This is a genomic window from Shewanella sp. 0m-6 (assembly GCF_052977325.1).
Window position 1 is genome coordinate 28,524 of the sequence record NZ_JBRIMD010000025.1, and the last position, 26,386, is coordinate 54,909.

Below are 26,386 nucleotides of genomic sequence, written 5' to 3' on the forward strand. Positions count from 1 at the left end.
ACGTTACGACCCGTTAGCAATAAATGCCGTTATGTTGAGTAAATGCTTTAATCAATCGATGATTAAACAAGGTAAATCCCACTAAATAGGTGGGATTTTTTTTGCGCAATTGATACTCTCAAAGAGTACATGTTTCTTGACCCTTTTTTTTCGTAAAAACACTATTAAGGATAATAAGTTGGACGCATTAGAATTACTCTTAACTCGTCAATCAACCCCAAGACTGACGACTCCTGCACCTAATTCACAACAACTACAAAATATCCTCGATGCTGCCACGCGAGCACCTGATCATGCGGGGTTAACGCCTTGGGAATTTATTATTGCCGAAGAAGATGGTTTGTCCCGTCTAGGGGAAGTGTTTGTAAAAGCACTGATTGAAAAGGGCGCCGACGAAGATTTTATCGAGAAAGCGAAAAACATGCCTTTGAGAGCACCAATGGTGATCACCGTGGTTGCTAAAGTGACTGAACACCCTAAAGTGCCAGCGTTTGAGCAACACCTTGCTGCAGGATGCGCAGTGATGGCCATGCAGCAAGCGGCATTTGCTCAGGGGCTAGGAGGAATTTGGCGTACCGGTGCATTTGCCTTCGATGCAAAGGTGCATCAATTATTGGGCTTACAAGCAAAAGATCAAATAGTCGGTTTTCTCTATTTAGGTACCCCGGTTATCAATGCCCCTACTAAAACCCTAAAAGATGGCATGAGTTTCGCCCGATATTTATAAATTCTTGCATCGTATGTGAGTTGAGCTAATTTCATCAAGAGTTAGCTTAAACTGAGTCTGTTACCATGCTAGCGTAGAATAATAAAAATACAGGAGGTTGTGGTGAACGCAGAAGTAAAAGAAACCAGTTTAGTTGGTGAGTATATTGTACTTGAACCTTTATCATTGGAGCATTTACCGGCGCTAAGTATCGCTGTCACAGATGGGAACTTGTGGGAAATATGGTACGCATCAGCTCCTCATCCAGACGAGATGAAAGCCTATATTACCGCGGCGTTAGAGGCAGAGGCTCGAGGAGAGGCATTAGCCTTTGCGGTTCGAGAACGTCACTCGGGTGCGATAGTCGGCTGTACACGTATTTGTAACTGGCAGCAGCAACATCGCCGCTTAGAGATAGGTTACACCTGGTACGCAAAAAGTGCACAGCGCACCGCGGTTAACACCGAAGCAAAGCTACTTATACTGTCTTACGCTTTTGAAACTCTAGACGTAATGGCGGTAGAATTTAGAACGCATATTCAAAACCAAGTGTCACGCCAAGCGATTTGCCGGTTAGGCGCTAACCAAGACGGTATTTTGCGTAATCATCAAATTTTGAGTAATGGCACTGTCAGAGACACTGTTGTGTACTCGATAATCGATGCCGAATGGCATGACGTGAAGCAAGGGTTGAAAGATAAACTGCTTGGGTATCAAGCTTCGTGAGTTAACGCGACCTAATGTTGTAATACAGAAATGTTGTAATGAAAGAAATGGCGTACAGAGCACTCATCGCTAAAATGACAGTAAAGCCAGTATTAAACTGGTTCTTTTTTAAAAGAGAACGAGTTATCTTCGCTATACTCTTGATATTCATTAAAAGCTAAAGTAGAAATGGATGCTCGAAGCTGTTTTAATGCTAAATATTAGCGACTAAAAAGAAAAGGATAACCTTCAATGTTTGCAAAAACGAATTTAGCTTTATTGATCCTCGGTGCTAGCTCACTCTCTTTTAATAGTTTCGCGGGGGAGGCTGAAGAGGCCTTTGTTGGCGAACTTGCCGATTGTGCGGCTTATTATCATATCGCTACGGAGGCAATTTCTGCGATGAATGCACCTCAGATGGCGGCGGTAGTTGAACGCTTAAAGGTGTCTGGTGAGCAAGCTAAGGAGCTTGCACAACAATTTAAAACCGAAGATGAAGTTTCTGCAGCGATAACTGCAGCGGCTGAAAAGCACCGAGCTAGTATGCCAAATGCGAAAAATTTAGGCCCACTGATGGGTAAATATAAAGAGACCTGTCAGAGCATTCTAGCCGAACCGGAGAAACGTCTCGATTATTGGACTATGGTCTCCATGTAACCATTTTCACCTTATTGGGGCTAGACTTGAGCACGTTTAGCCTCAGTAAATTACATAATTTGTGAAATGATTTTTGCTAATATCCTGTCTATTATTCAAACTCTAGCCTTCTAACTTGTGCTTTCGAAACTTGTTTTTTATAACTGCTATCCAAACTTGCTTTTTATAATTGCTTTCTAAAATTGGACACCATAATTGAAACTCTGTTTAGCGGTAGGTTTGATTCAATATTGTTGATTTAGTGGGAGTCACTCATGAATATTTATCTGCTGATTGCTGGGGGGATTACAGCCTTAACGTGTGTTGGTCATTTTACCTACGGCCGAAAACACTTTTTACAGCCAATGCAGACTGCTGCCTTTGATCCAGTGGCAAAAGTGATTATGCACTGTGTTTTTCATTATATTTCGGTATTTCTGGTGCTATCAAGCATGGTCTTACTGGCTTGTTCATTTAACGCTATTTCAGCCATGCAAAGCTTTGGCATGCTGATATTTATCGCACTCAACTTTGGCTTATTTGCAATATGGCAGATTTATATCGGATTTATGAGTAGCCTCGAAATGCCATTTAAGTATTTATTCCAGTGGGTATTTTTCGTTCCAATATCCTTGTTCACCTTAGCAGGCGCGATGTTAAGTTAACCTCGTCACTTGCCGATGGGCTATTGAGCAGTGCTCATGATAGATATCTTCTAAGTGTGTTCCTAGCTCATCTTGTTTCAGATCCATTGGTATAACCACATCATAGACTCTGGTACGAATACCTATGCAAGGCTTATTAAATAGATGCCATTCATGCGCTTTTCTAACTACTGACATTGGTTTGACGAACAGATCGAATTTGGTTATCAATATTGAAACTCCTGAGTCGCAGACATCGGAACTGGGTTTGCAAGTGCTTGCGTTTCGCTATGAACTTACGTATTTTGTATAAAGTATTTCAAATGGATTGAGATGTTCTTAGGTTAAGCAAGGAAGAAAAATGTTTCAGCATCACCCCCCATCAGCTTTTATCGCGTTAGCGCCTCATGCTCTTCTAAATGATAGATTTAATTAGTCGGCGTTTTTCAAGCTAGTCTTCACCGAAAACAATTTGTGAAAATAGTTGTCCGATAATTAATCCAATTGTATTACGATTATTTACACTTTTTTGCAGACCATCTAAACGGCCTATATCCACTTATCTGTATGATATAAGCATTTATATGATTTTCACTAATTCTGCTATATGAGAACCTTATGATTAAAGTTCATCAATTAACAAAAGAATACCCCATGGGCGAAAGCTTAGTTAAAGCGCTCAATGGGGTGAGCTTCTCAATCGCAAGAAATGAGTTTGTTGCGATTATGGGCCCGTCGGGCTCTGGTAAGTCGACATTAATGAATATTATAGGCTGCCTTGATAAGCCTACGTCGGGGAACTACAGCCTAAATGACCAGGAAGTGGCTGAGTTAGATGATGACGCCTTGTCTGCGGTGCGAAATAAAGAGATTGGTTTTGTATTTCAAAGCTTTCATCTGCTGCCGCGTTTGTCGGCCCTTCAAAATGTATTATTACCTTTAAGGTTTTCAGCTGATGCACAGCAAGATACTGACTATGCACACGAACTTCTTGAGCGAGTGGGCTTAGGATCTAGACATGACCATAGGCCAAACCAACTGTCTGGTGGCCAAAGACAGCGTGTCGCTATTGCGCGGTCTTTAGTTAATCGTCCCGCTATTTTGTTAGCCGATGAGCCGACTGGTGCACTCGATAGTAAAACGTCAGTTGAGATCATGGCGCTATTTACTGAGTTACATAAAGCGGGTCAGACCATCGTTCTCGTGACTCACGAAGAAGAAGTCGCAGCCTATGCTCAGCGTGTTATTCGTATGCGAGATGGCGACATCGTAGAAATTGAAGAAAGAGGTGACAATGCCGCTTAATACCTTGGTTAATCACCGTGTCATGATCAAAGCAAAGAGTGTGCTCCCTCGGATGGTGCTTAGCTTATCTGTTGCCATGCTGGTCAATGTGAGTGTATCAGCAACCGCTGGTGCAGAGTCGCTTGCTAGCGCCTTGTCGAGTTCTCAAACGAAAACAATAAACCAGAGCTCTGATAACTCATTAGCCTATGCTGACGTAGACTCGTTAAACAAAGCTGATTTGACGCCGCTGTTACTGACAGGACAGGTCGCCTCTGTCGTATCACAAGCTTTTGTGGTGCCAAAGGCTGGCGATACGTGGCGCTATCAAATTCAGTGGATGATGCCAGAGGGGAGCTTAGCTGAGCCTGGGCAAGTCGTGGTTATTTTCGATAAGAGTGAAATTGATAATCAAATTGAGCAGCTTGAAGCGAGCTTATTACGAGTGACTGCGCAGGAACAGAGCCAATCGATAGAGCTCAATGCGCAGTTATTACAAGCCAAATTTGAACTTAAGCAAGCCCGGCTTGAATTAGAAAAAGCGCAGTTAGATGCCGCTATTCCGGCTGACTTTATTGCGGCTAAAGATTACGCTGACAATCAATTTAATCAGCTCAAAACCGAGTCTGAATTATCCAAAAAACAGCAAGCTTTAGCCGAGATCCAAGATAAGCGCACAGCATCATTATCCCAGTTGGCGATTGATAAAAAGCGCGCTGAACTTGAGTTATCTCAAGCCTTATCGGGACTAGAGCAACTTGAGCTGCACGCCGATATTGCAGGCCCAGTACTTTATTCTCGCGATCCTTGGAGCGACAAAAAATACTCGGTGGGTGATAACGCGCAAATAGGCAGACAAGTTGCCAATATCCCCGCACTTGATGATTTAGAGGTAATTGCATGGGTCAATGAAGTCGATGTAGACCGTCTAACCATTGGCGAAACTGTCCGCCTAAGGCTCGATTCTCAATCAACAATAACCTTAAGCGGTAGTGTCGACACGATTAGTCGACAAGCCAGTAAGCAACCGGCATGGGGTAAAAGTAACTGGTTTAAATTGTCGATTAAATTTAACCGTGACGAGCGAGTTGAGATCATTCCTGGAATGAGCGTATTAATAGAAACGGGAGTGACTTCATCATGAAGATGACAGCCATTAATACATTGATGTTAGCTGCAATTCTCACAGGCTGTAGCCAATATGTAGTGACTCAAGTTGAGTCAGGGATTTTAGAGCAACAAATTGAGGTGACGGGGGAGCTCGTTTCAGCTAATACGGTGAGCTTAAGGCCGCCGGCACTGCGTCGAGTGTGGCAGTATCAGGTAAAAATGTTGGCTCCAGAGGGCAGTGAAGTCAAGCAAGGCGATAGAGTGGCTCAGCTTGATACCTCGACATTAACCCAAAGGCTTTCTGTGAAAGCAGCAAATTTGGCGACCACCATTCAAGATATCGAAACCTCGAAACTGCGTAATGCCAAAAAGTTACAAGAGCTAAAGCTTGAGCTAGCCGAAGCCAAAATGGAACAAGAAAAGAGTCAACTTAAAGTCGACATTTCAGATATAACTGTTTCGGTTATCGATCAACAAAAATACCTAAAAGATGAAGTTATCGCTAAAGACAGGGTTCAATTAATTAATCAAAAAATTGAGCTTGAAATCGAAAGCGCTGAACAGAGAATGAAAATGTTAGCTGGTGATCAGCAAAAGTTTGCCTCTGAAGTCGCCGCTCTCGAAAAGGGGATAAAGTCACTGACATTAATTGCGCCAAGAGATGGTATGGTGGTTTATGGCAATGATCAACAAGGCAATAAAGTCGCTGAAGGACAAAATATTTTCGTCGGTGACTCTGTATTAAGTATTCCCGATCTGCAACACATGCAAGTCAACATGACCATCCCTGAAGTTGAAGCTGGGCGAGTTAAGATTGGCCAAGCATTAAAAATTCGTCTCGATGCTAATCCTGAGAAAAGCTTTAACGGCAAAATAATTGAACTTGGCGCAGTGTTTAGAGTTAAAAATCAAGATGTCCCCTTGGTTATATTTGATGCTGTCGCCAGTATTGAGCAACCTGATACAGAGATGATGCGCCCAGGGATGACCGCAAAAATAAGTATCGATATCGCCAATAACAATCCTGAATTACTCTTGTCTTTAGATGCTGTGCATTATGAACGCGGCAAAGCATATGTATTAAAGCCGGGGATATTTACCGAAAGTAAACAATATGTTGGCTTAGGGGATATGGGGAAAGAGCGAGTAGCAATTACCTCAGGATTAACGGAAGGAGAGGAGGTGTTGCTGCCATGATAATCACTCATTTAACAAATAAAAGGCGCTATGTTCGTCGTGCTTTATTCGTCACTGGCTTGCTAGTCATGACAGCTTGTAGTGATCCTGCAAATAATGGTGTGTTAACCGTTGAGGTTCATCGCTCTGACTTTAAAGTTGATATTCCTGCATCGGGTGAGTTAGAGGCGAGTAACTCGACTACGGTCAATGTACCTACAGGGCTTAGAGGCCCGCAGTCTTTAGCTTGGATCATGGACAATTTCAGTACGGTTAAAACCGGTGATGTTGTTGCACGAATGGATGGGTCGCGAGAACGGTTCCGCTTAGAGATGGAGGCGCTCGATTATGATCGTCTAGGTCTCGATAGCCAGATCCAGAGCCAGCGGGATAAAACCATCGATAAGAGTTTGACTACTGATACAAAACTGACCGCGCAGGAGCAAGATTTAGCCGAACAATTTTTCAGTGACGATGAACGAGTTTATACCAAAATCGATATTATCGATCAGATGCGCAATCAAGATTACCTTGAAGCCAAAATGGACTTTTATGATTGGGGGCTGAGTCAGCATGGTTCTCAAGCCCAAGCAGAACAAGAGCTCATCAAGTTAAAGCAAAAAGGCCATCAGGCCAAGATGAACCGTTATACCGGTAATCTAAAGCAGATGGAGATTGTTGCGCCTCATGACGGCATTTTTGTCGCGCAAACGGGTTGGAATGGCAAGTTGCCCGCTGCTGGCGACATGATGTGGTCAGGTATGGCCATCGGCTTACTTCCTGACACTTCAAAGATGCAGGCTAAATTGCATGTGCTTGAATCAGAAGCCTTAGGTTTGGCTATAGGCAAGGCTGTGACGTTATATCTTGATGCATATCCAGAATTTGCAATAAACGGTACCTTAACGCAGCTCGATGCATTGGCAAAAGCTAAAGAGCAGGACAGCCCAGTTAATTATTTTGAGGTCACAGTCACTTTAGATAAAACCTTAACTGCAATTATGCAACCAGGCAGACAAGTGAATGCCATGGTACACGCACTTGATCTTAAAGATGTGATTACCGTGCCAAATCAAGCTCTGTTCCAAAAGTCAGGTGAGTATTGGGTCTATCTACAAACATCGGCTGGTTTTGCTAAGCAAAGCGTTAAACTTGGTAATCGCAGCTTGAATCGAACCGTGATCACCGAAGGCTTGAAGCAAGGGGATACCATTGCATTGACCACACCACCGAAGAGGAATCGTGTATGACCGCTAACAGAGCCTCGGTGAGCCTAGTCAAACCACTTAAAAAGGACGTTATGAATAAGTCATCTGTGCCTATTGCCGTATATTGGGAAGGGATTAAACAAGCGTTCGATGAAATGCGTCACCATAAATTACGCACTTCTTTAACTTTGCTCGGTATGATTTTTGGTGTCGGTGCGGTTATCGCTATGCTAAGTGTTGGCGAAGGGGCGGAGCGCGAAGCATTAAAAATGATTGAGTCTATGGGGGTTAAAAACTTAGTCGTTAACGCACGTAGCGCCGAAGGTGAGGCGCTTAAGTCTATACGAGAACACAGCATTGGATTAAGCCTGAGAGATATCGAAAGTGCTCGTGATACCTTGCCATTTGTTGAGAATTGGAGTGCTGAGAAGTACGTAAAAGTGTTCAGCCTGTTTAGCCTCAAAGGTCGCAGCGATGCAAAAGTGGTTGGAGTCACTCCCAGTTATTTCGAGCTGAGTTCACTGCCGCTAGGTGAGGGACGAACACTCAATGATACTGATGAAGCTTACTATCAACAGGTTGCGGTATTGGGGCCAGAAGCTGCCAGAAGTTTATTTCCTCAGGGCAATGCGATAAACAACCTGATTAAAGTAAACCATCAATGGTTTACCGTTGTTGGCGTGTTATCAGAAAAAGAGGGCTCTAAGTCTAGCATTCAAGGCGTGAAGCTTGGTGGGGAGCGTAACCAAGTCTTTATTCCATTAACGACAGCGCTTAAAAAAATGCAATTTAAGAGTTTAGAGAGTGAACTTGATGCGTTTAAGTTGGCTTTAGCTGATGGAGTAGCCCCTTCGCTTGCTGCCAAAAGTTTGCAACACCTGCTAAATAGGCGCCACGGTGGTGAGAAAGATTTTGATGTGGTGGTTCCAGCAGATCTACTGGCTCAACATCAAAAGACCCAGCAGATCTTCAATATTGTGATGGCCTGTGTTGCAGGCATTTCATTGTTGGTCGGTGGTATAGGTATTATGAATATTATGCTCGCGACTATTTTAGAGCGAACAGGCGAAATTGGTCTGTTACGTGCTTTAGGCGCTAAACGTAAGGATATTGCTCGTCAGTTCTTGATTGAGAGCATTGCTATCTCGGCGACGGGCGGCATTATTGGTATCGGAGTTGGGTTATTGCTGGCGCTAATTATCTCGTCTGCTGCTGGCTGGCCTGTAGCCTGGTCACCGTTCTCCATACTGCTGGCACTCGGTGTGTGTATGACGATTGGCGTTGGCTTTGGTTTATACCCAGCCAATAAAGCGGCTAAGCTTGACCCTATTGTTGCGCTGCAACGGGATTAAGCTGTTATCACTGTTTTTTGCTGGTTTTATAATTTTTTAGTAAAAAATGTGAGTGAAAAGCGTGAGTAAATAGCCTTGTTAAAGTCGTTCGTTAGTATTAATAACCCGCAGTTTTTATCGCGGGTTATTTTTTGTGTTTTTAATGTCAATACTGACATGGCTATGAAATTGCGGCTATTTTTGACATATTAACGTAGATGAAATCTTTATCAGAATGTTAAAAGTTTCGGCATTTGAGGATAAATTAAGCTATTGTATTGGAAGCATTAGCTAAGCTGAACCGCTGGTTATATGGCCGGTAAAATGATAACTGACAGGGACTCGACAGATTGTTCAGAAATATAATCACAAAAGATAATAACTTTTACTATATGACAGCAGCGCTAGTGGTGTTGCTGCTTAGTGCCTCATTAGTCAAAACGGTCGCTGATGGTATGCTAGAGTCCATACTTGAGGTCATTATTGCCGTTACTTTCTGGGTATGTGTGGTCAGTCTCGGGGTCGATAAGCGCTGGAAGCGCTTTATGCAGGGGCTTATCATTGTTTGGCTTTTGGCGGCGGCCGTCAAAAAATTTATGTCAGTACCACATGTTGATCTCTTTATGCTTGGCCTTATGTTTGTCTTTTTCTGGGGCACTTTTAGCTCTATCGCTCAGCAAATCCTATTTTCTGGTTCAGTTGATGGCAACAAGGTCGTCGGCTCTATTGCGCTTTTTTTACTGCTAGGCTTGATGTGGGCTTTAGTATATCTCTTAATTTTAGCATTATCGCCTCACGCTTTTTCAGGTATTGAGCATAGTGTTTGGGGACAAAATTTTTCACAAATGGCTTATTTTAGCTTTGTCACGTTAACCACTTTAGGTTATGGCGATATCAGCCCTAATACGCCTTTTGCACAAGTTGCGGTATATATGGAGGCGATTGCAGGCGTGTTTTATATGGCAATTGTCGTTGCAAGTTTAGTGAGCGCTGGATTAGCTCAAAAAGAAACACAACAGGAAGGTTAATATGGAAAACCCTATGCAGCATACCCAAAGTAAGTTGTTCATCAACAATATGATGGAATCGGCAATAAGGATTGGCTTACTGTTTATTCTGGTTGTTTGGACTTTAGATATCATCAAGCCATTTATTATCCCTGTACTTTGGGGAGCTATTATTGCAGTTGCCCTTATGCCAATGACGCAAAAGCTTGAAAAGGCATTAAAAGGGCGCCGAGGGCTTGCATCAACGATTCTCGCTTTGGCAGGAATACTGTTGCTTATTGCACCCTTCTGGATTGTTTCAAGCTCAATTTTCGATGGGGTGTCACACATCATTACAGTGCTACAGTCTGGTGAAGTTGATATTCCTGGGCCAACACAAAAAATTGCAGACATTCCGCTTATAGGCGATAAACTTTATGATATTTGGGCATTATTTGCGACTAATTTAGAGAAGGCGGTACTGCACTTTTTACCCCAAATTAAAACAGGCGTCAGTGCAGCGGCGGGTATGCTAGGTAGTAGCTTAGGGTCTTTAGTGATGTTTATCATTTCACTGGCCATTGCTGGTGGCTTTATGGCGCATGCCGAGAAATCTGCAGCAGCAGTCAGCACCGTGGCGGTAAAAGTAGTAGGTAAGCACGGTGAAGAGTGGACAAGTTTAACTGCAGCCACGATCCGTAGTGTATTACTGGGTGTGGTTGGCGTTGCGTTTATTCAAAGTATTTTAATTGGCTCTGCATTATTTACCTTTAGTATTCCTGCTGCGGGAATATTTACCTTTATTGTGTTTATTCTCGGTATCGCGCAACTGCCACCACTGTTAGTGGTATTGCCGCTTATTTTCTATGTATTTTCAACTCATGATTCAACCCCTGCTACCATCTTTACTGTTTGGGTATTGATTGCAGGCGTTTCTGATAGTTTCCTAAAACCTATGCTGATGGGACGTGGGGTCGATGTGCCAATGCCGGTCATTCTTATCGGCGCGATTGGCGGTATGATCACCGCTGGGATCATAGGTTTGTTCTTAGGGGCGGTAATCTTGGCTATTTGGTATGAGTTATTTATAACTTGGCTCAAAACCGAAGAGGGACAAGCCCCAGATGCTCAACCCGTTACAGATCCTGACGCTAAACCTGTGAGTGCGCCAGCTTATGGCGGGGCTGATGAATAAACTTCGTCCGTAACAAGTAAAGGGTGCCATAGTGCACCCTTTTTATTTTGGTTAACGGATCTAAGATAGTAATATGTAAATCGGTATAAGATATTGAAGCAGAAATTTTTTTCTGATTAAATTTATGTTAGGGAACAAGTGAGTGAATAATTTTAAATCTGCGTTATGGCGCTGGTTTGAACAAGCCTTGATAACGCAAGAGAGTATGCCCAAGGCCTTATCCTTAGCGTGCCAAACTCCAACGAGGGGGCAATGGCAAGCGTTAACCAATGTGTTGCTCACTTGGCTATCTGGATTATTTCTAGGTGCTGGAGTGGTCTTTTTTGTGGCCGCTAACTGGCAATCTATGGGTAAACTTGCGCGTTTTGCTGTGGTTGAGGGCGCATTGATAGTTACTTTGCTTATTTATCTTGTGCAGCACCTTCGGGCAAGAAAGCGAGGTGCAGGGTTAGGCTTTGGCTATACTGCGGCAAATGCGGTGTTATTGGCCGCCGCCATTATTATCGGCAGCCTTTTGGCTTTGGTTGGGCAAACCTATCAAACGGGAGCTGATCCGTGGCAGTTGTTTGCACTTTGGGCATTGTTTGTTTTACCGCTAGCTTGGGTCGCTGGATCTGAGCTGTTATGGCTGCTATTGGGTTTACTCGTTAATCTGACTTTGGTTCTTTATTACCAGACTTTTCCGGGCATGATTGCGCATTTATTCATTTTCAATTTATCTTTAAAGGCACTATTTTTACTTAACCTATTACTGCATTTCTGTTGTTTGTTGCTCAGTGGCAAGCTTGGATTATTTAACCGGGGCTCGCTATGTGAACAACATTTACAGCATAACCAAAGCTTAGGCTATAAGCCCAATCGATATGACGCGCCAGTGTTTCAACAACTCAGCATACTAATCAGTGTGGTCTGTATTACAGCATTAGCCATTGAGACTCTATTCGATTGGGGCAACGGTTTATGGTTCTTTGGCTATGTTGCTTTTATTGGTGCGGGCTATGTTCTCTATAACTTTGTGCTTAAAGATATCTTTGTACTCGCTATTGGCAGCTTTAGTCTTGTTGCCGTTGTTAATAGTCTACTTACCCGTTTAGTCCTAGAGGGCAACGATCCTATAGGCCTATTTTTAGTGCTTGGACTGAGCATTATCGGCTCCACAACGGCAGTGACTCTGTGGCTCAAACAGTGTCATCAGGCTTTTAGCGTAGAAGGGCTGTCTTGATGCTAGATAAATTATTCGCCGGTCGGTTTGTGGCTCAAGACGTATTAGCCCAAGGTAAACTTTGGGCTGAGTTGAATGCACTTGGCTTAATTGAGGGAAAGTTATCCACTAACGGGGGGAGTACTCAATCAGACTTACCTTCATTAACGCCCAATAGCCCTTGGTATATACAATTGATGCAGTCGCTGGCTGCCTGGGTGGCCTCGCTATTTATATTAGCTTTTACCATCAGTTTTTTCAGCCTGTTCTTCGATGATCTTGATACCACTTTTGCGACTATTATTGGTCTATTTTACAGCGGTCTGGCTATATTGGTTTATCGTTTAAGCCCCTCGCAGCTGTTTTTAAATCAGATGGCATTAGCACTCAGTTTGTGTGGATTATTATCTCTAGGTTATGGCATAACAGGTTGGTTTAGCGACGATTTTGGACTAGGTTGGTTTTTAGCATTCGGCTCCATATTGATGCTTAACTGGCTTTTAGTTGAGCACTATAGCCATCAATGTGTCATGAGCTTTGGTGTGCTAGCTTGTGTGATTGGTATTGGCTATGAGTTACAGCTACTGGAATTAATGCCAGTCATCATCAACCTAATGTTTGTCGGGCTTTGGCTAACTCACGCTAACACGGGGCAGCATTTTGCCAGAATGAGCGCTATGGGTTATATGTTGGCGTTGTGGATGGTGTTAATTCAACTGCCGTTAATGATTGGGCATACGAGTATCGCCCTAGAAAATGCGTTTCCTGTGCTAGCGAATTGGGCGAATGCCTTGTCGGTCAGTACGATACTCATTATTACCATGGCTTTGCTGATTAACATTTTTGGCTCGTTATCACTATCTCTCAATAGCAAACAAGGGCTCATTAGTATGCTGGTTATGGTATTACTCGCGGCGCTCTCTATCCCGATGGTGGGTCTGTTAAGTGCAGTGCTTATCTTGATTGTTGGCTTCTATGTTGGAGAAAGACTTATTTTCTCCCTTGGACTGCTGGGGATCGTAAGTTTTGTCGCTTGGTACTATTACAGCATGCAAGTCACGCTGCTGGAGAAATCGATTTGGCTATTGGCACTGGGGGTCATATTGCTAGTGGCTAAGCTACTCTTGGGTAAAATATTACCTAATACTGAGTCGGGTAGTAATGCATAAAGCGGTTTATAAGCGTGCTGGTTCAGAATCGTTAAACATGCTGTATAAAAGTTGTATAAGAGAGTGTTATGACCGAAAAAACTAACATCATCAAGCTAAAGAATCCAATGACTGTTTATCTCGTCATTGCGACAATTTGTGCAGTATTGGCCGTTGTTAATTGGGATATATACCAGAAAGAGCAGCAATTAGCCCAGGGTAAAGTGGTTCGTTTTGCGCTCGCTCCAGTGGACCCTCGCTCCTTAATGCAGGGGGATTATATGGCATTGAACTATGCCATCGCGGCCAAGTTCAGGCCATTAGTTAAGGTTGAGAATGGAGACGGTTTACTGCAGGTCAAGCTTGACCAAAATCAAGTGGCGCAATTAGTGTCGGTTGATAAAGCTCAGGATACGATTGATGAAGTGGTTAATATTCAATATCGTGTGCGTCACAATCAAATCAAATTTGCTAGCAATGCGTTCTTTTTCGAAGAGGGACAAGCAAAGCGATTTGACTCTGCTAAATATGGCCAGTTTAGGGTAAGCGAGCAGGGGGCTTTACTGTTAGAGTCCCTGCTAGACAAAAATTTTAAACCAATTTAAGCCGCTTTAAACTAGAGGAAAGTTAAGCCCATAGCTTTGATGGGCATTACTTTGATGAGTATTACTTGTTATGAGTATAGCTTGTTACTGGTGTAGCACTCTTAGTGCTTACGATTAAGCAGGCTTGGCACACACAGTGATTTTAAACCGCTCATCAGCATTGACTAATCCGCTTAGGGGCTCGTGCGGCGATAAGTTGAACTCTTGCAAACCGTTAAACGCTTTGTCGCTTTGCTGATAATCAACCTGACATCTAAGATTGAGTAACCCTGCTGAATCAATAAAGCTGCTTTCAACGGTGATAGAGCCATATTCGATACTAAATGTTTGTACCTCTCCCACATAAAAACAGCGGCTCTGTGAAATGAGCTGCTGAGCATTGTATGTTAACGTCAAATTAAGTTGTACATATACGCGACTGGATAAATCAAACTTAGCTTGCTTATTACGGTTAAGAGAAGAAATATACAAACCACCGAGAGGACTACTCATCTGTTAAGTACCTATTTTTTAAATTAGCTTTTGTATTAGCATTATAAATTAGCTTTTTGGCTCAGGTAGCACGGCTGGAGTGCTATCTCTGTACGTTAGGTAATTATCCCAAATTTCATGCGTACGCAGCTTAGTTAGCTTTGTTTGGCATGAAATGGCCATAACGCCGCGAATAGTGCCCTCACGCCACTGAGTGTATACCGCGTCACAGTGGGATGTTAAATACTGTTGCCAGTCTAGTTGCGCAGCTTTAATTGCGCTAATTAGCTCTGCATCGTAACTGTTGTGCTCATAAGCTTTAGCTAAGTAGGTTTGCATCTCAATGTTAGCTGTATCGAGCTCCTGTGCCGCACATTGATTTATCTCGATTGTCGAGTAAGCACTGTCGCAATCAATCTCATTTGCTAGGGCGGTAACAGAGAACAAGATTAAGAGTGAGTAGCCTAAAATAGTGTTTTTTTTCAAGTGTTTTAGCCCATTTTATATAAATTTAATTGGTAATGGTTTAGCTTATATCTGCTCAATGCATAGACAATAACGTTAAAGCTAGCCTTTGCTCCTGTTTTGCAAGTTCTTTGAAATTGATTTCTGTGTTTATTAATGACTCTTGGCCTTGATGGATAACAACATCTCTGGCGCCAGCGCCTATAGCCATTTCTCGAAATGCTCTAATTTCTATCATAGTTAAGCCCCCCTCTGTTTTTTCCATTGGATGGATAATGATTATAGGAGCGGGAGATAGGAGTTTTTTGCCAGCGAGTTGGTTAATTATCTCCTTGAGTAATCGTTCAGCAACAAAGAAATCATTGAGAAGTGCTCTAGGATGAGAAAAAGGGTTCAATGGATTAACGTAAGCCTTATTACCAAAAGCGGTCACAATCTTTGCTCCGTTTTTACTCGACTCTACTTGTAGGTGCGGCTGTTCATCAAATACGCCATTGGTTTCAATATCAACAACCCGGATACGGTTCTCCCATATCTGGACATATAATGTCGGACTCAATTTATCGATTAAGCGACGGATCATGATGTTATGCTTCCTTGGCGACTAAGGCTCTCATTTACGGGCTAATACTTTATACTAATTATAATGTGGCTAACTACTTACTTTTTATATAAATATTCATTATCTTACCAGATAGGTACGCCAAAGATTAAACCTGCGAAAAACCATGTGGTTAAATGAGTTATAGCTGCTGTAAAGTAAAGGGCTTACCGATAAAATCCATAAAATGCGCATCGGGAAACCATTTGGCAAAATGCCGAGGACTAAAAAGGTGTGAAATTTTGCTTAATTAGGAATTGATTTTTTGCACGTTAGCCAAAAAATGCAGAAAAAGGGCAAGCGCATACACAAGGCTATACTCTGCAGCAGGGTTTACGCTAAGCTGCTAAACCGTTAGGCCGCTATAGTATAACGGCCGCTTTACGGAGCCTCTTATTTCTTAATCCACTTGCCAGATTGGTTTTGAATATAATGGCCTTTTTTGCTTGCTTGAATCGCTTTCTCTGCGGCGAGCTTTGCGACATCATTAACAGAAATATTGTTCTGCTTTGCTATTTTTTCATAGTGTGCTTTACGTTTTGCGTTCACCGAGCTTGTAACGGCTTTTGCCTCAGCCGAGACAATGACCACACCTAAATAGCCATTGGTTTGTTCTCCTACTAGACCCTGAGCTTTGGCATCTTGCAGTGAGATTGCAAAGGCATTAAAGCTGAGTATTAGGCTTGTAACAAGCACAAGTAATTTTGACTTCATGGCGTTCTCCTTTATTTCCTTTGCTTAAAACAGTTCGTCGTTGGTTAAGAGTTGATCTAACTGTTTGTCGACCTTGATTTTAATCTCATGTTCAATCTTTACGTTGAGATTGATGACAATGGGTTTATCTGGCGGCTCAATCTTAACCGTCGGGCTGCAACCAACTAGAGCATATAGCGCGAGCACTAGGCTTAATAACAATTTCGGACTATGCAATGTTTTCATTGGCTTATCCTTTTCCTTAACGGGTTGGGCTAATTTGAGGTTTTAATCAGTATAGCGCTACATACAGGTTTTTAATCAGTTATAACTCTTTGAATATTTATGATTATTTAACTGCGCGTTCAATCTGGTTCTGTAAATTGTCACCTATCTGTAAACTTCTGAGCAACTGTATCATGTTCTCCTCTTGAGAGTAGTTGAAGTGGATAGGTCGTTCAATACCCTGGCTACGTCCTTTTACATTCACTTTCAATTTAGCATCGCCTTGAGCGTCCATATCGAAACTACTTGAGAGTTCTGAGTAGTTAAGGTGTTCTAGTGCTGAGAAAGCAAACTCTAGGTAGGGTTGGCTTTGGCGCATCTTCTCAACGGCGGGATTATTACCTATAGCGATATAGCCGCCTGGGGGGCGCGCAGCGAGTCTTCCTCCGCTGATACTGGCTTTACCTTTTTCGATGCTGACGGGGAGCACGCCATCAAAAATACCGTCAGCGGAAATACCGACTAAAGGGTGAATGGCTAATACCTTAGTTAAATCAATATGCTGTAAAACAAAATAGGCTGATGATGGTTTTCTAAGGTTTAATTGAAACTGTGGGATAAGCAGTTGGCCACCGAGTAAATCTCCTTGGGCAGTCAGCCTGACAGAGGCTTGCTTCACGCCTAAAAGTAGTTGTGCAAGCGCTAAATTTTGCTTGCTGTTTGTGCTTGTTGGCTGGGGGGCAACATCTGATCCAGTACTGAAAGAGACTGCGGCTTCAGCTTTGATATCGGTGATCATTACGCCAGGATTAAAGGCCAGCAGCGACAGTTTTATATTGTCGCAAGCAAATGAGCTTGCATGCTTTTTCGCGCTATTTTGTTGCCAACGATACTGGCATTGCGTATCCATATTGCCCCCATCGAAGGGCAGGTTGTAAAGGCTGCCTTTGATATCGTTAACCTTTGGGTCAATCACCATGTTGAACGCCAGCTGCTGGTTCTTTTTAAGCTGATAATGCATAACCAGCTCAGTATTACCTTGGATGTCTAGCGTGTCAGGTAAACTGTCTGTTTGGCTTAAAAAAGCCAGAATTGGGGCGAATTTACTACTAAATTGCCAATCTCCGCTTAAGTTAAAGCGAGTCAAATTGCTTAATTGCGGCACAAACTGATGCTGACTAGTGAAGAAAAGATCATTAATCTGCCAGTTTTCATCGCTACTTAACCGCTGCTGATTTAGTGTCAGCTGCTGGCTTAATTCAACGGTGTCGAGCTGAACCAGTTTTTGCTTGATGCGGCGTTGATTAAGTTGGTTGGCATTGTTATTTTTTGTCTGACTGACAGGGCTATAGCCAGACTTGTCGAGACTAAGTTGTGTAAGGGTTAAGCTTATTTGATTATGTAGTTGCTGGGTTAGCAGCTCGCGAGTAAACGATAAATTTTTAGCGTTACTATTTTTATAGTTAGCACTTTCGTTATTACTGGCGTTAGCCGTTGTAAATGTTAGCGGCATAGGTTGTTTAAGTGCAAAATCAAGATGATCAAGTCGAAGCTTATATTGCTCTTCACGCGTATTGCTTAGCTGCAGGTCACCGTCAATACCAGTGACTTGATAGCTAAGCGCTGGAAAGGTGAAGTGGGTGACTCCCTGCTGATAACGGTATTCGATAGGGGAGTTAATTGAGAGTTTAGTTTGCTCAATATGGCTACTGAGCACTGCAGGCTTAGCTTGTGAAATAGCTTGTGGTGTAGCGTCTAATGCTGATCCAGCGTTAACAGCTAACTTTGGGCTGACTATTGTTATGCCATTGGTGATTTGTGCCGCGTTACTTGCGACCTTAATACTGTAACTAGTCTGTTGATTAGACTTAGCAGCGGTCATTTCCCCCTGCATTGTCAATGACGCCTTGCCTATCTTAATCTGGTAGGGGAGTTCTCTGAGCTTAGGCCACAATTGGTTAAGAGTAATGCTTTGGTCATGTTTAACCTCAAGTTGCCAATCGGCGCTCAGTCGGTAATCACCAGCGGTAGAAGTAGCAGTTGATACCGAGTTAGAGCCAAGCAGTTGATAGCCGAGCTGCGAAACGAATATTTTCGCATCTAAGCGGCTGTCTTTTATCGATAGTGATAGTGCAGGTATTTTTAGCTGCGGCGCAGCTGGCGATGGTTGTCCTATCTGATAGCTCAAGCCTTCGTCAACGCTAAGTAACAGACTTAGACCTTTATGTTTGTTTAAGGTGTTATAGCTTAACTCTTGATACAAATTGCTCAGCGCTTGTTCGAACGGTTTGTCATTGAGCAGATGTAATAGCTGCTCATGTTGCTCCAGGCTAAGTGGCAGTTTAAAAGGCATGACCGTTAAAATCGGTGTGCCAATATGGCCAGTTATATCAAAGTTAAGTGTGCCTAAGCTTTCTTGGCTCTGTTGTTCAGCACTAAGGTTATAACTGACAGGTTGCAATGTGACATCAGCAAGATTATATAAAACTAATTTTGTGCCGCGCAGACTGTGCTCAGAGGTTAAGATTGCGGTTGTTAAATCCAGTTTCAGTGTTGAGTCCAAAGTGGCATCAAAGCTGATATTTTTGTCGTCTATTGACTGGGTCAGTCGATACAACGGCGATAATAGACTTGTAGGTTGCGCGCTATGGTGTGTTTTAGCTTGTTTTGCATAAAGCATTTTCTCTGTTGCTGCTAAGCGGCGACTAAATGATTGCAGCAGTGTTAAGTCAATACTAGAGGTCGCACGCCATTGCTCAGTGGTTAGCTTGGCTGACAGGCTAAGTAGAGGCTGATTATCTAGCACAATTTGGCTTTTAAGTTCGCCTTGCTTGTTTAAGCTCAGATTATTTAGCTCAATGATTGGGGCGTTAGCTTTTGCTCCTTGCAAAGCGATGCGTGTTTGTGTGAGCTCAATATCGGGAAAGGCGTCAAAGTTAAGGCCAATTGTCGGTCCTGCTTCATTATCAGTTTGTCTTGAGACTGATAAGGCATTTAGCGCAAGTTTTACATCTATTTCTTCTACAGATAATGCCAACAGATCGCTAACTTTCAAAGCCCAGGGTTTGGTTTTTTTATCAAATAAGATATTGAGGTCGGTAATTTTTATATCAGTGCTATCAACCGTCAATTCTGTGCTCGATACATGCCAATGAGTTAAGCTTTTTGGGTTAAAGCTAAGTTGATTTATTTGGGTGTTATAAGGCGCTAGAAACTGGTTTGCTAAATCTATGGTGACTCTTTCGTAATTGCACAATACGACCCCACCAAGGATAGCAGCAAGCGTAACTATGGTTAAGAGTAAGATACCTGTATATCGTGCGGCTTTATGTCGCCAGCTTTTCAGTCCTGCCTGTTGCACTTGAAAGGTTCCATCTGTCGTTGGCTAAAGGCGATATTTGCCTGCTCGCTTTCAGTATAGTCTGAGGATTCTAACATCTTAACTCTAGAGCTGAATAGGCGATGACTGAGAATTAAAAACACTCGCTTTTAGTTGTATAACCGACTTAAAACATAAGGGAGAGACTTATGCAGACAACTTATATCTGACCTAGTCATTTATAGATTTTAAAGGTCATGTGTAATGGTCACTGTGCAGTGTCTGAGTCTGAGGTGAATATGAACTCAATAGGCTTATTAACTCAGTGAGAGCTACGGACTCATTAAGAAGTATAAGTAAGAGAGAAGATCTGTGATTAGACCTTCTCATGCTAAACGTTTACGCTTTCCAAGCGATATGGGTTGTCAATGTATGGCTCTCGTTAGGCGCCAATATCACTTTATCTTCTAATACATTTGCCGCTTCTAGACACACCATCGTTAGGTAGTCATCACTATTGAAACGAGATAAACGCTCAGACTTCTCTATCCAAGGGTTCCAAAGCACGGCGCTCTTGCTGTTTTCGCGGCGCACTTCAATTACACCATCTGGTGTATGTAATTCTTGGCAATCACTTAAATCTGTATAAACCCGGTCAGTTTCACGGGTAAAATCAACGCTATCACCTTCTTGTGGGAAGGGGCCTTTAGCAAATTCAATATACTTAGACGCACTAAAGCCTGTCGCTTTTAATTGGTGAATATCGCTGATTGGAAAATAGCTGTGCAACGCCTGAGTTAGACTGACATCATAATCACTATGGTTGGTGTTGATGAGACTGACACTGAGCGTGTCGCTTAGGGTAAACAGCATCGTTACGTCAGTATCGTGAGGCCAAAACTGTTTATCCTCCTCGCTAATTTTCAAGGTGAACTTTAAATCAACGAGTTGATTTCGCATCTTAACTGACTCCAGAGACCAGATGCGGGTACGAGCAAACCCGTGCTGTGGAAAGTCTGGGTTATCACTCATACCAAACCAAGGCCAACACACTGGAATACCGCCCCTAATACCATTACCAGGTTCATAGTCGTCGGCGCTAGACACCCAAAGTAATGGCTTTTTGCCTACAGGCTCAAAGTAATCAATTTGCGCCCCTTGCATAAAAATCCTGGCCTTACACAAAGGCGTATTGACGTCGACATATTCTAGTCCGTTAGCATGTTTTTTGGTGGTGACCGAACCCATGGGGAGTTGTCCTTTCATAGCGTTAGCACGAATAATTGATTCAGCTTACCCGTTTTTCAATTTAGAGATAAGCCTTCTTTTGACTGTATTTACGGTAATGCTGTTCTCTTGTACAAACAAAGTCAGATTATTGCTGAGTTTTTGTGCAAACTTAGTTATGGTGGTCAGAGCACTGACCATTACTCATAACTATTAATAAGAGATGAAAGGGACTACATTATGCCTATTTATCAAGCGCCAATACGTGACTATCAGTTTGTTCTTGGCGAACTTCTCAATGTTTATCAACAAGAAAACCTAACTGGCTTTGATGAATTTGACCCGGAATTGATTGATGCCGTTCTGCAAGGCGTCGCAGACTTTACCACCGATATTATGCTTCCATTAAATGGCAGTGGGGATGTGGAAGGTTGCCGCTTAGTTGATGGTAAAGTGGTCACACCTAAAGGCTTTATTGATGCTTATCAGCAATATGTTGACAACGGTTGGGCAACTCTCACCTGTGATCCTGAGTATGGTGGCCAAGGTTTACCCGAGGTGGTTGGCGTTTTCGCCACTGAAATGAAAACGGCTACCAATATGGCATTTGCTATGTACCCAGGCCTTACTCATGGGGCTTATGCTGCGATACATGCTCATGGTAGTGAGGCGTTAAAAGCTAAATATTTAGAAAAACTAGTCAGTGGTGAATGGACCGGCACCATGAATCTAACTGAATCCCATGCTGGTACTGACTTAGCACTGCTGCGAACTAAAGCGTTGCCTGTTGGCAATGATAGCTACTCGATCACTGGTGAAAAGATATTTATCTCATCTGGCGATCATGATTTAACCGACAATATTGTGCATCTGGTATTAGCCAGGCTTCCCGATGCTCCTGAGGGGGTTAAAGGGATCTCCTTGTTTGTGGTGCCAAAAGTGCTAATTAATGATGACGGTAGCCTAGGTGAGAACAATAGCCTTTGCGTCGCCAGTTTAGAGCATAAAATGGGGATCCATGGTAACTCGACCTGTGTGATGAATTTTGATGGCGCTATTGGTGAACTCGTCGGCGAGCCGCACCAAGGGCTTCGCGCTATGTTCACCATGATGAATCAGGCAAGACTCGGAGTCGGTGTACAAGGTTTGGGCGTATCTGAAATCGCTTATCAAAATGCATTAGCTTATGCCAAAGATCGTATTCAAGGGCGAGCATTAAGTGGCCCTAACCAGCCAGAACAGGCAGCAGACTCTATCTTGGTGCATGGTGATGTACGTCGAATGTTATTGTCACAAAAAGCCTTTAACGAAGGTACTCGAGCATTGATGGGGCAGCAAGCACTTTGGCTTGATGAAGCCGAGAGACACCAAGACCCAGAGCAAGCTAAAGCGGCGTCAAAGCTAGCGGCATTGTTTACTCCAATAGTGAAAGGTTTTGTTACTGACCAAGGTTTTAAGGCGTGTGTTGACGCTCAACAAGTCTTTGGCGGGCACGGTTATATTCACGAATGGGGCATGGAGCAGTTTGTGCGTGATAGCCGTATTGCGATGATCTATGAAGGCACCAATGGTGTGCAGGCGCTTGATCTTGTCGGGCGAAAAATACTATCAGATAAAGGCGCCACCTTGCAGGCATGGTCTGAGCAGGTTGAAGGCCTTATTCAGCACAATATGTCTAATGATGCGATGAAGCCTTATATTACCAGCTTGATGGATGCAGCGGGCGATCTTGAAAAAGCCACGGGCTACATAGCCGCGAATGCGCCAAAAAATCCCGATATAATTGGCGCGGCGTCTATGGCTTATATGCAAATTTTGGGTATAACAGCGTTAGCATGGATGTGGACTCGAACAGCCGAAAAGGCGTTACAAGCTTTAGCCAGTGGTACTGATGAAAGTATATTTTATCAAGATAAGTTGAGCACAGCGCAATTTTATATGAACTACTGGGCAGTGCAGACTCGGAGCTTACGTAAGCAAATTCAAGCGGCAAGTGAAGGTATTATGGCCTTTGATGACAGTGCTTTTTAACGCGTAAAATGGCTTTAACGGAGCACTCCTGACTGCCATAGCGGGAAGGAGTGTTTTCGATATCAAGGTCTAGATTGAATAACCTCACAATAATACCAATCAGTATAAGAAGTTGATCTACTCAGAACGTTTTTTGGAAAACTAATTCAAGGCGAATAACTGAAAGAATGGTTGCTCCCTTGTGAAGTTGTTCAACGCAGAAGTAGGCAGCTAAAAACGCTCCAGAATGGCGAGTTTTAGCGGCTCTGATACTGTGAATCTTATGGAACAAGAGGGATCTTAAACGTAGAATTAATATGCTCTTCACTCGTTGCCTTGTCTCAGTGCCGCTAAACTCTCGCTGAGCGACCAAATCTTTATACTGATTGGTATAACCAATCCTCATCCCTTCGCCGTACATTAGTTTGTCAAAAAATACGCTAAGTCGATCACCTTTTATTGGGCTTGCGATAGAGATTGAGATAGTAACTGAGATTGTGATTGCGATAGTGACTGCGATTAGACAACAGCACCTCTACTGCGCTAATCTTGCCGCACTTTACCGACTGCACTTTTCAATTGATTGCAAAATTCACAATTGATTGCAGTATTCACAACAGTATTTAGCAGCGATGGCTGTATTCATTTAATAGGATAAACATGCAGTATAAATGGGTACTTTTTGACGCAGACGAGACCTTGTTTCACTTTGATGCTTTTCAAGGCTTACAATTAATGTTCTCCCGTTTTGATGTGGATTTTACTCGTCAAGACTTCCTTCAGTATCAAACGGTAAATCAACCGCTTTGGGTTGACTATCAAGACGGTAAGTTAACCGCTCAAGAGTTGCAGAATATTCGTTTTGAATCATGGGCAGACAAGCTCACCGTTTCAACACAAAGACTCAATAATGATTTTCTTGCTGCAATGGCTGAAATTTGTCAGCTGCTACCAGGTGCTCAAGCGTTAATTGACTCGCTAACGGGGCGCGTCAATATGGGGATTATTACCAATGGATTTACCCAATTACAAACCATACGTTTAGAAAAAGTGGGCTTAGCGGATCGTTTTTCGCCTTTGGTGATCTCTGAAGAGGTTGGCGTAGCTAAACCGGATGTGGGGATCTTTAATCATGCATTGCAGTTGATGGGCAATCCCGATAAGGACTCTGTACTGATGGTGGGTGATAACCCGCATTCAGATATCTTAGGCGGCATTAATGCGGGTCTTCATACCTGTTGGCTTAATAGCAATGGAGCAGAGAAGCCTGACGGTATTAACCCGCATTATCAAGTGGGCTCTTTGTGCGAGCTTCGCCAGATATTAGCGACAAAGCTGGTGGCTTAAAGCTTATTAACGCGTTAGCTTTGCTTTTCAAAATGCAGCAGCCGGTTATTAGCAGGCATGGGGTAATCAGTGATTAACACTAGCCCCTGTTTTGCTGCGAGTTCAATAATCCACTCAATATCTCGAATTGCGCTTTGTGGGTTTTGCTCAAATAACCACTGATCGAAGTTGCGATTACTGTCGCTGCTGTATTGTCTGTGATAGTTAAACGGGCCATAAACGCAAAATTGTCCGTTAAGCGCCAAATGCTTCCCTAGTCCGTCAAATAAATCTTCGACCATAGACTTAGCCATAATATGCAAGGTATTAGCGGTAAACACCGCATCAATCTGGCCATTTTCGAGTTTATCTATTGGCCAATTTTCTGTGACATCAAGTACCAAGGGAGCGTGTAAATTGTCGCTTGGCTCTTGGGTTAACCAGGCATTGATCCCCGCGTGATAACAGAGTTGATCGCTGGTTTGCCAGGTGACATGGGGCAAGAGCTTGGCAAAGTAGACTGCATGCTGCCCCGTGCCACTACCAATTTCGAGTACTTGACTGGCTTGGCTAAAGCTATGCTCTAACACTGCACCTATAGCTGTTTTATTGTTTTCACAAGATTGAGAGTAAGGTAATGAGCTCACTGTTGATGCTTTATTATCGAATTAGGCTTACTGTTTTACCGCGTCTATTAACTAAATTCAATGATTTGCTTAAGAAAGCGCTCTACTCAATAAATCATGCTGTTAACACGTAATATCCCCCGCAATAACCCTTAGGCGTTGTAGATAAAAAGCGTTAATATCTAAGCACAATTTTGAGGTTAACAGGCATTATTTTGGCTATAGAACAAAATGAGATCGTTTCACTCTTGAGTGAACTTGAGTGCAGAACTAATTTTTCAATCAAGAAAGTTACCGAGTACATGCTTCCTAAGTTGAAAGAACCGTTTTATCTGTATGTGGATGGCAAGCAAGCACAACTGGTGATCCGTCCCGCTTATGAAGTGTTTAAAGCTGACTTTAGCGCGATTGAAGGCGTGAATGTCAAAGACCAATATTGTCATTACTCTGAGATGACGCGATTTCCTAAACGAGTGCAAAAGAGCGTGAATGGTATTCACTACGGGTTAGCCTTTAGCTTTGGCTCTAAAGACGCTCTAAAAGCCTTTATTAAGAAACTGATAGCGATTAATCAAGGTCAGTAATCGTTAAAGCGGGAAAGGAGACTGCGTTGAGAAAAACCGATAAAAAAATTGATAACACGATTCGCATTATCCTGACTCAGGTTTGTGAGGCCGCTAAGGAGCAAGTTGCAGGGTTTATGTGGGTGACTCACCAAGTTAATTTTGCAAAAATGCCAGACAGCTTGATGATAAGCTTTATATTTGAGTCACAAAGCTTATTGGATAGGGCGATCAGCAGCGGTGAGACTGCACGAATACAGACATTGACCCAAAAGCTCTTGCAAGCAGAGGGTATAAGCTTGAACAAAGTCAATAAACAGTGCCGGTTTCACGTTGCGCCCGCTAAATAAAGCATGCTTATTGCGTGTTAGCAGTCGTTCGTTGAAGTATTAGTAAACGTATTCGCAGTCGTTCGTTAAAGTATTAGCAAACGTATTAACTTACGCATTAGCTTGGCTGCCCAACTTTGCATTCGCACTTATTTCAGCCGTTGCATTATCTTTTTTAGACCAGATACACCAATGGATGTTTGACTCCGTATGGAATGTTTAGAAACATTCTTATACTAAAATCTATATCTGCAGTTAACTTATTATGGTTTACACTGTTACATAATAAGTGATGAATAGGACAAGGAGTCGAATAGACATGGAGCCTAATAAGGTAAGGTCTCAAGAATCGATGCATGATTCTGATATTGAAGCGCTTTTATCTGACTTGAATCATAAGAGACTGAAGTTTTTTGCGTTAATGGTTGCAATTGTCGCAGGCATTCCTGCAGGGTTTTATGGTGCGCGCTGGGTCTACCAATTGTTTTTTCCCGCAAACTAGTGGCTGGCTTAAGTTAAAAGCTTAAGCATTTGTTTCAGTCTAAAAGAAGCGCCCAGTTATTGAATATAAAAAACCCTACTTATCGCTAAGTAGG

General features: G+C 42.8%; 28 protein-coding genes. 19 read left to right on the forward strand and 9 right to left on the reverse strand.

Annotated features, from left to right (window positions below; genetic code table 11):
• Window positions 1-178 precede the first annotated feature (178 nt).
• The 4 genes from ACVBJC_RS16415 to ACVBJC_RS16430 all read left to right on the forward strand — a co-directional run bounded on the left by ACVBJC_RS16415 (window position 179) and on the right by ACVBJC_RS16430 (window position 2,712).
• Entirely contained in the window at window positions 179-727 is a 549-nt protein-coding gene (locus ACVBJC_RS16415; protein ID WP_447161986.1) for an NAD(P)H nitroreductase, read from the forward strand.
• Window positions 728-829: 102 nt separating this feature from the next.
• Entirely contained in the window at window positions 830-1,432 is a 603-nt protein-coding gene (locus tag ACVBJC_RS16420) for a GNAT family N-acetyltransferase (protein WP_447161987.1), read from the forward strand.
• 231 nt (window positions 1,433-1,663) lie between these two features.
• Window positions 1,664-2,068, forward strand: a complete 405-nt coding sequence (locus ACVBJC_RS16425) for a hypothetical protein (protein ID WP_447161988.1) — start codon at window positions 1,664-1,666, stop codon at window positions 2,066-2,068.
• A 254-nt stretch (window positions 2,069-2,322) separates the two neighbouring features.
• Window positions 2,323-2,712: a hypothetical protein gene (locus ACVBJC_RS16430; RefSeq protein ID WP_447161989.1), complete on the forward strand. Its 390-nt coding sequence runs from the start codon at window positions 2,323-2,325 to the stop codon at window positions 2,710-2,712.
• Here the strand turns inward: ACVBJC_RS16430 and ACVBJC_RS16435 are convergent.
• Entirely contained in the window at window positions 2,704-2,922 is a 219-nt protein-coding gene (locus ACVBJC_RS16435) for a DUF7661 family protein (RefSeq protein ID WP_447161990.1), read from the reverse strand. The two genes, ACVBJC_RS16430 and ACVBJC_RS16435, sit on opposite strands and share 9 nt — an antisense overlap.
• Window positions 2,923-3,309: 387 nt before the next feature.
• Between ACVBJC_RS16435 and ACVBJC_RS16440 the strand changes: the two genes are divergently transcribed.
• The 10 genes from ACVBJC_RS16440 to ACVBJC_RS16485 all read left to right on the forward strand — a co-directional run bounded on the left by ACVBJC_RS16440 (window position 3,310) and on the right by ACVBJC_RS16485 (window position 13,935).
• On the forward strand, window positions 3,310-3,996 hold the full coding sequence (locus ACVBJC_RS16440; protein ID WP_447161991.1) for an ABC transporter ATP-binding protein: 687 nt from the start codon (window positions 3,310-3,312) through the stop codon (window positions 3,994-3,996).
• Entirely contained in the window at window positions 3,986-5,119 is a 1,134-nt protein-coding gene (locus ACVBJC_RS16445; RefSeq protein WP_447161992.1) for an HlyD family secretion protein, read from the forward strand. Before ACVBJC_RS16440 ends, ACVBJC_RS16445 begins: the two co-directional genes overlap by 11 nt.
• Window positions 5,116-6,282: an efflux RND transporter periplasmic adaptor subunit gene (locus ACVBJC_RS16450; RefSeq protein WP_447161993.1), complete on the forward strand. Its 1,167-nt coding sequence runs from the start codon at window positions 5,116-5,118 to the stop codon at window positions 6,280-6,282. Before ACVBJC_RS16445 ends, ACVBJC_RS16450 begins: the two co-directional genes overlap by 4 nt.
• Window positions 6,283-6,350: 68 nt before the next feature.
• Window positions 6,351-7,511, forward strand: a complete 1,161-nt coding sequence (locus ACVBJC_RS16455) for an efflux RND transporter periplasmic adaptor subunit (RefSeq protein ID WP_447162019.1) — start codon at window positions 6,351-6,353, stop codon at window positions 7,509-7,511.
• A 50-nt stretch (window positions 7,512-7,561) separates the two neighbouring features.
• Window positions 7,562-8,821 (forward strand): ABC transporter permease, encoded by a 1,260-nt coding sequence (locus ACVBJC_RS16460; protein WP_447162020.1) that lies wholly within the window; start codon window positions 7,562-7,564, stop codon window positions 8,819-8,821.
• A gap of 329 nt (window positions 8,822-9,150) precedes the next feature.
• Window positions 9,151-9,828 carry a potassium channel family protein gene (locus ACVBJC_RS16465; RefSeq protein WP_447161994.1) on the forward strand — a complete coding sequence of 226 codons (678 nt, stop codon included), beginning with the start codon at window positions 9,151-9,153 and terminating at the stop codon, window positions 9,826-9,828.
• Between the two features lies 1 nt (window position 9,829).
• Complete coding sequence (locus tag ACVBJC_RS16470; protein WP_447161995.1) at window positions 9,830-10,981, forward strand: AI-2E family transporter; 1,152 nt, start codon at window positions 9,830-9,832, stop codon at window positions 10,979-10,981.
• Between the two features lie 142 nt (window positions 10,982-11,123).
• Window positions 11,124-12,203, forward strand: coding sequence for a DUF2157 domain-containing protein (locus tag ACVBJC_RS16475; protein ID WP_447161996.1), 1,080 nt, complete (start codon window positions 11,124-11,126; stop codon window positions 12,201-12,203).
• Window positions 12,203-13,351, forward strand: a complete 1,149-nt coding sequence (locus tag ACVBJC_RS16480) for a DUF4401 domain-containing protein (protein ID WP_447161997.1) — start codon at window positions 12,203-12,205, stop codon at window positions 13,349-13,351. Before ACVBJC_RS16475 ends, ACVBJC_RS16480 begins: the two co-directional genes overlap by 1 nt.
• Window positions 13,352-13,419: 68 nt before the next feature.
• Complete coding sequence (locus tag ACVBJC_RS16485) at window positions 13,420-13,935, forward strand: GDYXXLXY domain-containing protein (protein ID WP_447161998.1); 516 nt, start codon at window positions 13,420-13,422, stop codon at window positions 13,933-13,935.
• 114 nt (window positions 13,936-14,049) lie between these two features.
• Here ACVBJC_RS16485 and ACVBJC_RS16490 read toward each other — a convergent pair whose 3' ends face one another.
• The 7 genes from ACVBJC_RS16490 to ACVBJC_RS16520 all read right to left on the reverse strand — a co-directional run bounded on the left by ACVBJC_RS16490 (window position 14,050) and on the right by ACVBJC_RS16520 (window position 20,957).
• The gene (locus ACVBJC_RS16490) at window positions 14,050-14,427 is read right to left on the reverse strand and encodes a hypothetical protein (protein WP_447161999.1); all 378 of its coding nucleotides are present in this window, start codon (window positions 14,425-14,427) and stop codon (window positions 14,050-14,052) included.
• A 48-nt stretch (window positions 14,428-14,475) separates the two neighbouring features.
• Window positions 14,476-14,892, reverse strand: a complete 417-nt coding sequence (locus ACVBJC_RS16495; RefSeq protein ID WP_447162000.1) for a lysozyme inhibitor LprI family protein — start codon at window positions 14,890-14,892, stop codon at window positions 14,476-14,478.
• Window positions 14,893-14,947: 55 nt separating this feature from the next.
• On the reverse strand, window positions 14,948-15,454 hold the full coding sequence (locus ACVBJC_RS16500) for a rod shape-determining protein MreB (protein ID WP_447162001.1): 507 nt from the start codon (window positions 15,452-15,454) through the stop codon (window positions 14,948-14,950).
• 411 nt (window positions 15,455-15,865) lie between these two features.
• Window positions 15,866-16,186: a YdbL family protein gene (locus ACVBJC_RS16505; protein WP_447162002.1), complete on the reverse strand. Its 321-nt coding sequence runs from the start codon at window positions 16,184-16,186 to the stop codon at window positions 15,866-15,868.
• A gap of 24 nt (window positions 16,187-16,210) precedes the next feature.
• Entirely contained in the window at window positions 16,211-16,411 is a 201-nt protein-coding gene (locus tag ACVBJC_RS16510) for a YnbE family lipoprotein (RefSeq protein WP_447162003.1), read from the reverse strand.
• Window positions 16,412-16,514: 103 nt separating this feature from the next.
• Window positions 16,515-19,751 carry a YdbH domain-containing protein gene (locus ACVBJC_RS16515; RefSeq protein ID WP_447162004.1) on the reverse strand — a complete coding sequence of 1,079 codons (3,237 nt, stop codon included), beginning with the start codon at window positions 19,749-19,751 and terminating at the stop codon, window positions 16,515-16,517.
• Between the two features lie 357 nt (window positions 19,752-20,108).
• Window positions 20,109-20,957: a D-hexose-6-phosphate mutarotase gene (locus ACVBJC_RS16520; protein WP_447162005.1), complete on the reverse strand. Its 849-nt coding sequence runs from the start codon at window positions 20,955-20,957 to the stop codon at window positions 20,109-20,111.
• 219 nt (window positions 20,958-21,176) lie between these two features.
• On the opposite strand from ACVBJC_RS16520, the gene ACVBJC_RS16525 reads away from it, so the two are divergent.
• Both ACVBJC_RS16525 and yjjG read left to right on the forward strand, forming a co-directional pair.
• Complete coding sequence (locus ACVBJC_RS16525; protein WP_447162006.1) at window positions 21,177-22,967, forward strand: acyl-CoA dehydrogenase C-terminal domain-containing protein; 1,791 nt, start codon at window positions 21,177-21,179, stop codon at window positions 22,965-22,967.
• Window positions 22,968-23,606: 639 nt separating this feature from the next.
• A complete protein-coding gene (gene yjjG / locus ACVBJC_RS16530) occupies window positions 23,607-24,293 on the forward strand; it encodes a pyrimidine 5'-nucleotidase (RefSeq protein ID WP_447162007.1) in 687 nt (228 codons plus the stop codon).
• A gap of 14 nt (window positions 24,294-24,307) precedes the next feature.
• Here yjjG and ACVBJC_RS16535 read toward each other — a convergent pair whose 3' ends face one another.
• Window positions 24,308-24,919: a DUF938 domain-containing protein gene (locus ACVBJC_RS16535; protein ID WP_447162008.1), complete on the reverse strand. Its 612-nt coding sequence runs from the start codon at window positions 24,917-24,919 to the stop codon at window positions 24,308-24,310.
• Window positions 24,920-25,113: 194 nt separating this feature from the next.
• Here ACVBJC_RS16535 and ACVBJC_RS16540 point away from each other — a divergent pair, with 194 nt between their 5' ends.
• The 3 genes from ACVBJC_RS16540 (at window position 25,114) to ACVBJC_RS16550 (ending at window position 26,292) form a co-directional block, all read left to right on the forward strand.
• Entirely contained in the window at window positions 25,114-25,482 is a 369-nt protein-coding gene (locus ACVBJC_RS16540; RefSeq protein ID WP_447162009.1) for a hypothetical protein, read from the forward strand.
• 26 nt (window positions 25,483-25,508) lie between these two features.
• On the forward strand, window positions 25,509-25,811 hold the full coding sequence (locus ACVBJC_RS16545; RefSeq protein ID WP_447162010.1) for a Fis family transcriptional regulator: 303 nt from the start codon (window positions 25,509-25,511) through the stop codon (window positions 25,809-25,811).
• A 298-nt stretch (window positions 25,812-26,109) separates the two neighbouring features.
• Entirely contained in the window at window positions 26,110-26,292 is a 183-nt protein-coding gene (locus ACVBJC_RS16550) for a hypothetical protein (protein ID WP_447162011.1), read from the forward strand.
• Window positions 26,293-26,386 lie beyond the last annotated feature (94 nt).

Bases quoted from the DNA above. Each gene is read 5' to 3' on its own strand.
- ACVBJC_RS16490 (WP_447161999.1), bottom strand. From the start codon at position 14,427: ATGAGTAGTCCTCTCGGTGGTTTGTATATTTCTTCTCTTAACCGTAAT.
- ACVBJC_RS16455 (WP_447162019.1), top strand. From the start codon at position 6,351: ATGACAGCTTGTAGTGATCCTGCAAATAATGGTGTGTTAACCGTTGAG.
- ACVBJC_RS16505 (WP_447162002.1), bottom strand. From the start codon at position 16,186: ATGAAGTCAAAATTACTTGTGCTTGTTACAAGCCTAATACTCAGCTTT.
- ACVBJC_RS16550 (WP_447162011.1), top strand. From the start codon at position 26,110: ATGGAGCCTAATAAGGTAAGGTCTCAAGAATCGATGCATGATTCTGAT.
- ACVBJC_RS16430 (WP_447161989.1), top strand. From the start codon at position 2,323: ATGAATATTTATCTGCTGATTGCTGGGGGGATTACAGCCTTAACGTGT.
- ACVBJC_RS16520 (WP_447162005.1), bottom strand. From the start codon at position 20,957: ATGGGTTCGGTCACCACCAAAAAACATGCTAACGGACTAGAATATGTC.
- ACVBJC_RS16500 (WP_447162001.1), bottom strand. From the start codon at position 15,454: ATGATCCGTCGCTTAATCGATAAATTGAGTCCGACATTATATGTCCAG.
- ACVBJC_RS16480 (WP_447161997.1), top strand. From the start codon at position 12,203: ATGCTAGATAAATTATTCGCCGGTCGGTTTGTGGCTCAAGACGTATTA.
- ACVBJC_RS16450 (WP_447161993.1), top strand. From the start codon at position 5,116: ATGAAGATGACAGCCATTAATACATTGATGTTAGCTGCAATTCTCACA.
- ACVBJC_RS16445 (WP_447161992.1), top strand. From the start codon at position 3,986: ATGCCGCTTAATACCTTGGTTAATCACCGTGTCATGATCAAAGCAAAG.
- ACVBJC_RS16485 (WP_447161998.1), top strand. From the start codon at position 13,420: ATGACCGAAAAAACTAACATCATCAAGCTAAAGAATCCAATGACTGTT.
- ACVBJC_RS16440 (WP_447161991.1), top strand. From the start codon at position 3,310: ATGATTAAAGTTCATCAATTAACAAAAGAATACCCCATGGGCGAAAGC.
- ACVBJC_RS16425 (WP_447161988.1), top strand. From the start codon at position 1,664: ATGTTTGCAAAAACGAATTTAGCTTTATTGATCCTCGGTGCTAGCTCA.
- ACVBJC_RS16460 (WP_447162020.1), top strand. From the start codon at position 7,562: ATGAATAAGTCATCTGTGCCTATTGCCGTATATTGGGAAGGGATTAAA.
- ACVBJC_RS16525 (WP_447162006.1), top strand. From the start codon at position 21,177: ATGCCTATTTATCAAGCGCCAATACGTGACTATCAGTTTGTTCTTGGC.
- ACVBJC_RS16470 (WP_447161995.1), top strand. From the start codon at position 9,830: ATGGAAAACCCTATGCAGCATACCCAAAGTAAGTTGTTCATCAACAAT.
- ACVBJC_RS16510 (WP_447162003.1), bottom strand. From the start codon at position 16,411: ATGAAAACATTGCATAGTCCGAAATTGTTATTAAGCCTAGTGCTCGCG.
- yjjG (WP_447162007.1), top strand. From the start codon at position 23,607: ATGCAGTATAAATGGGTACTTTTTGACGCAGACGAGACCTTGTTTCAC.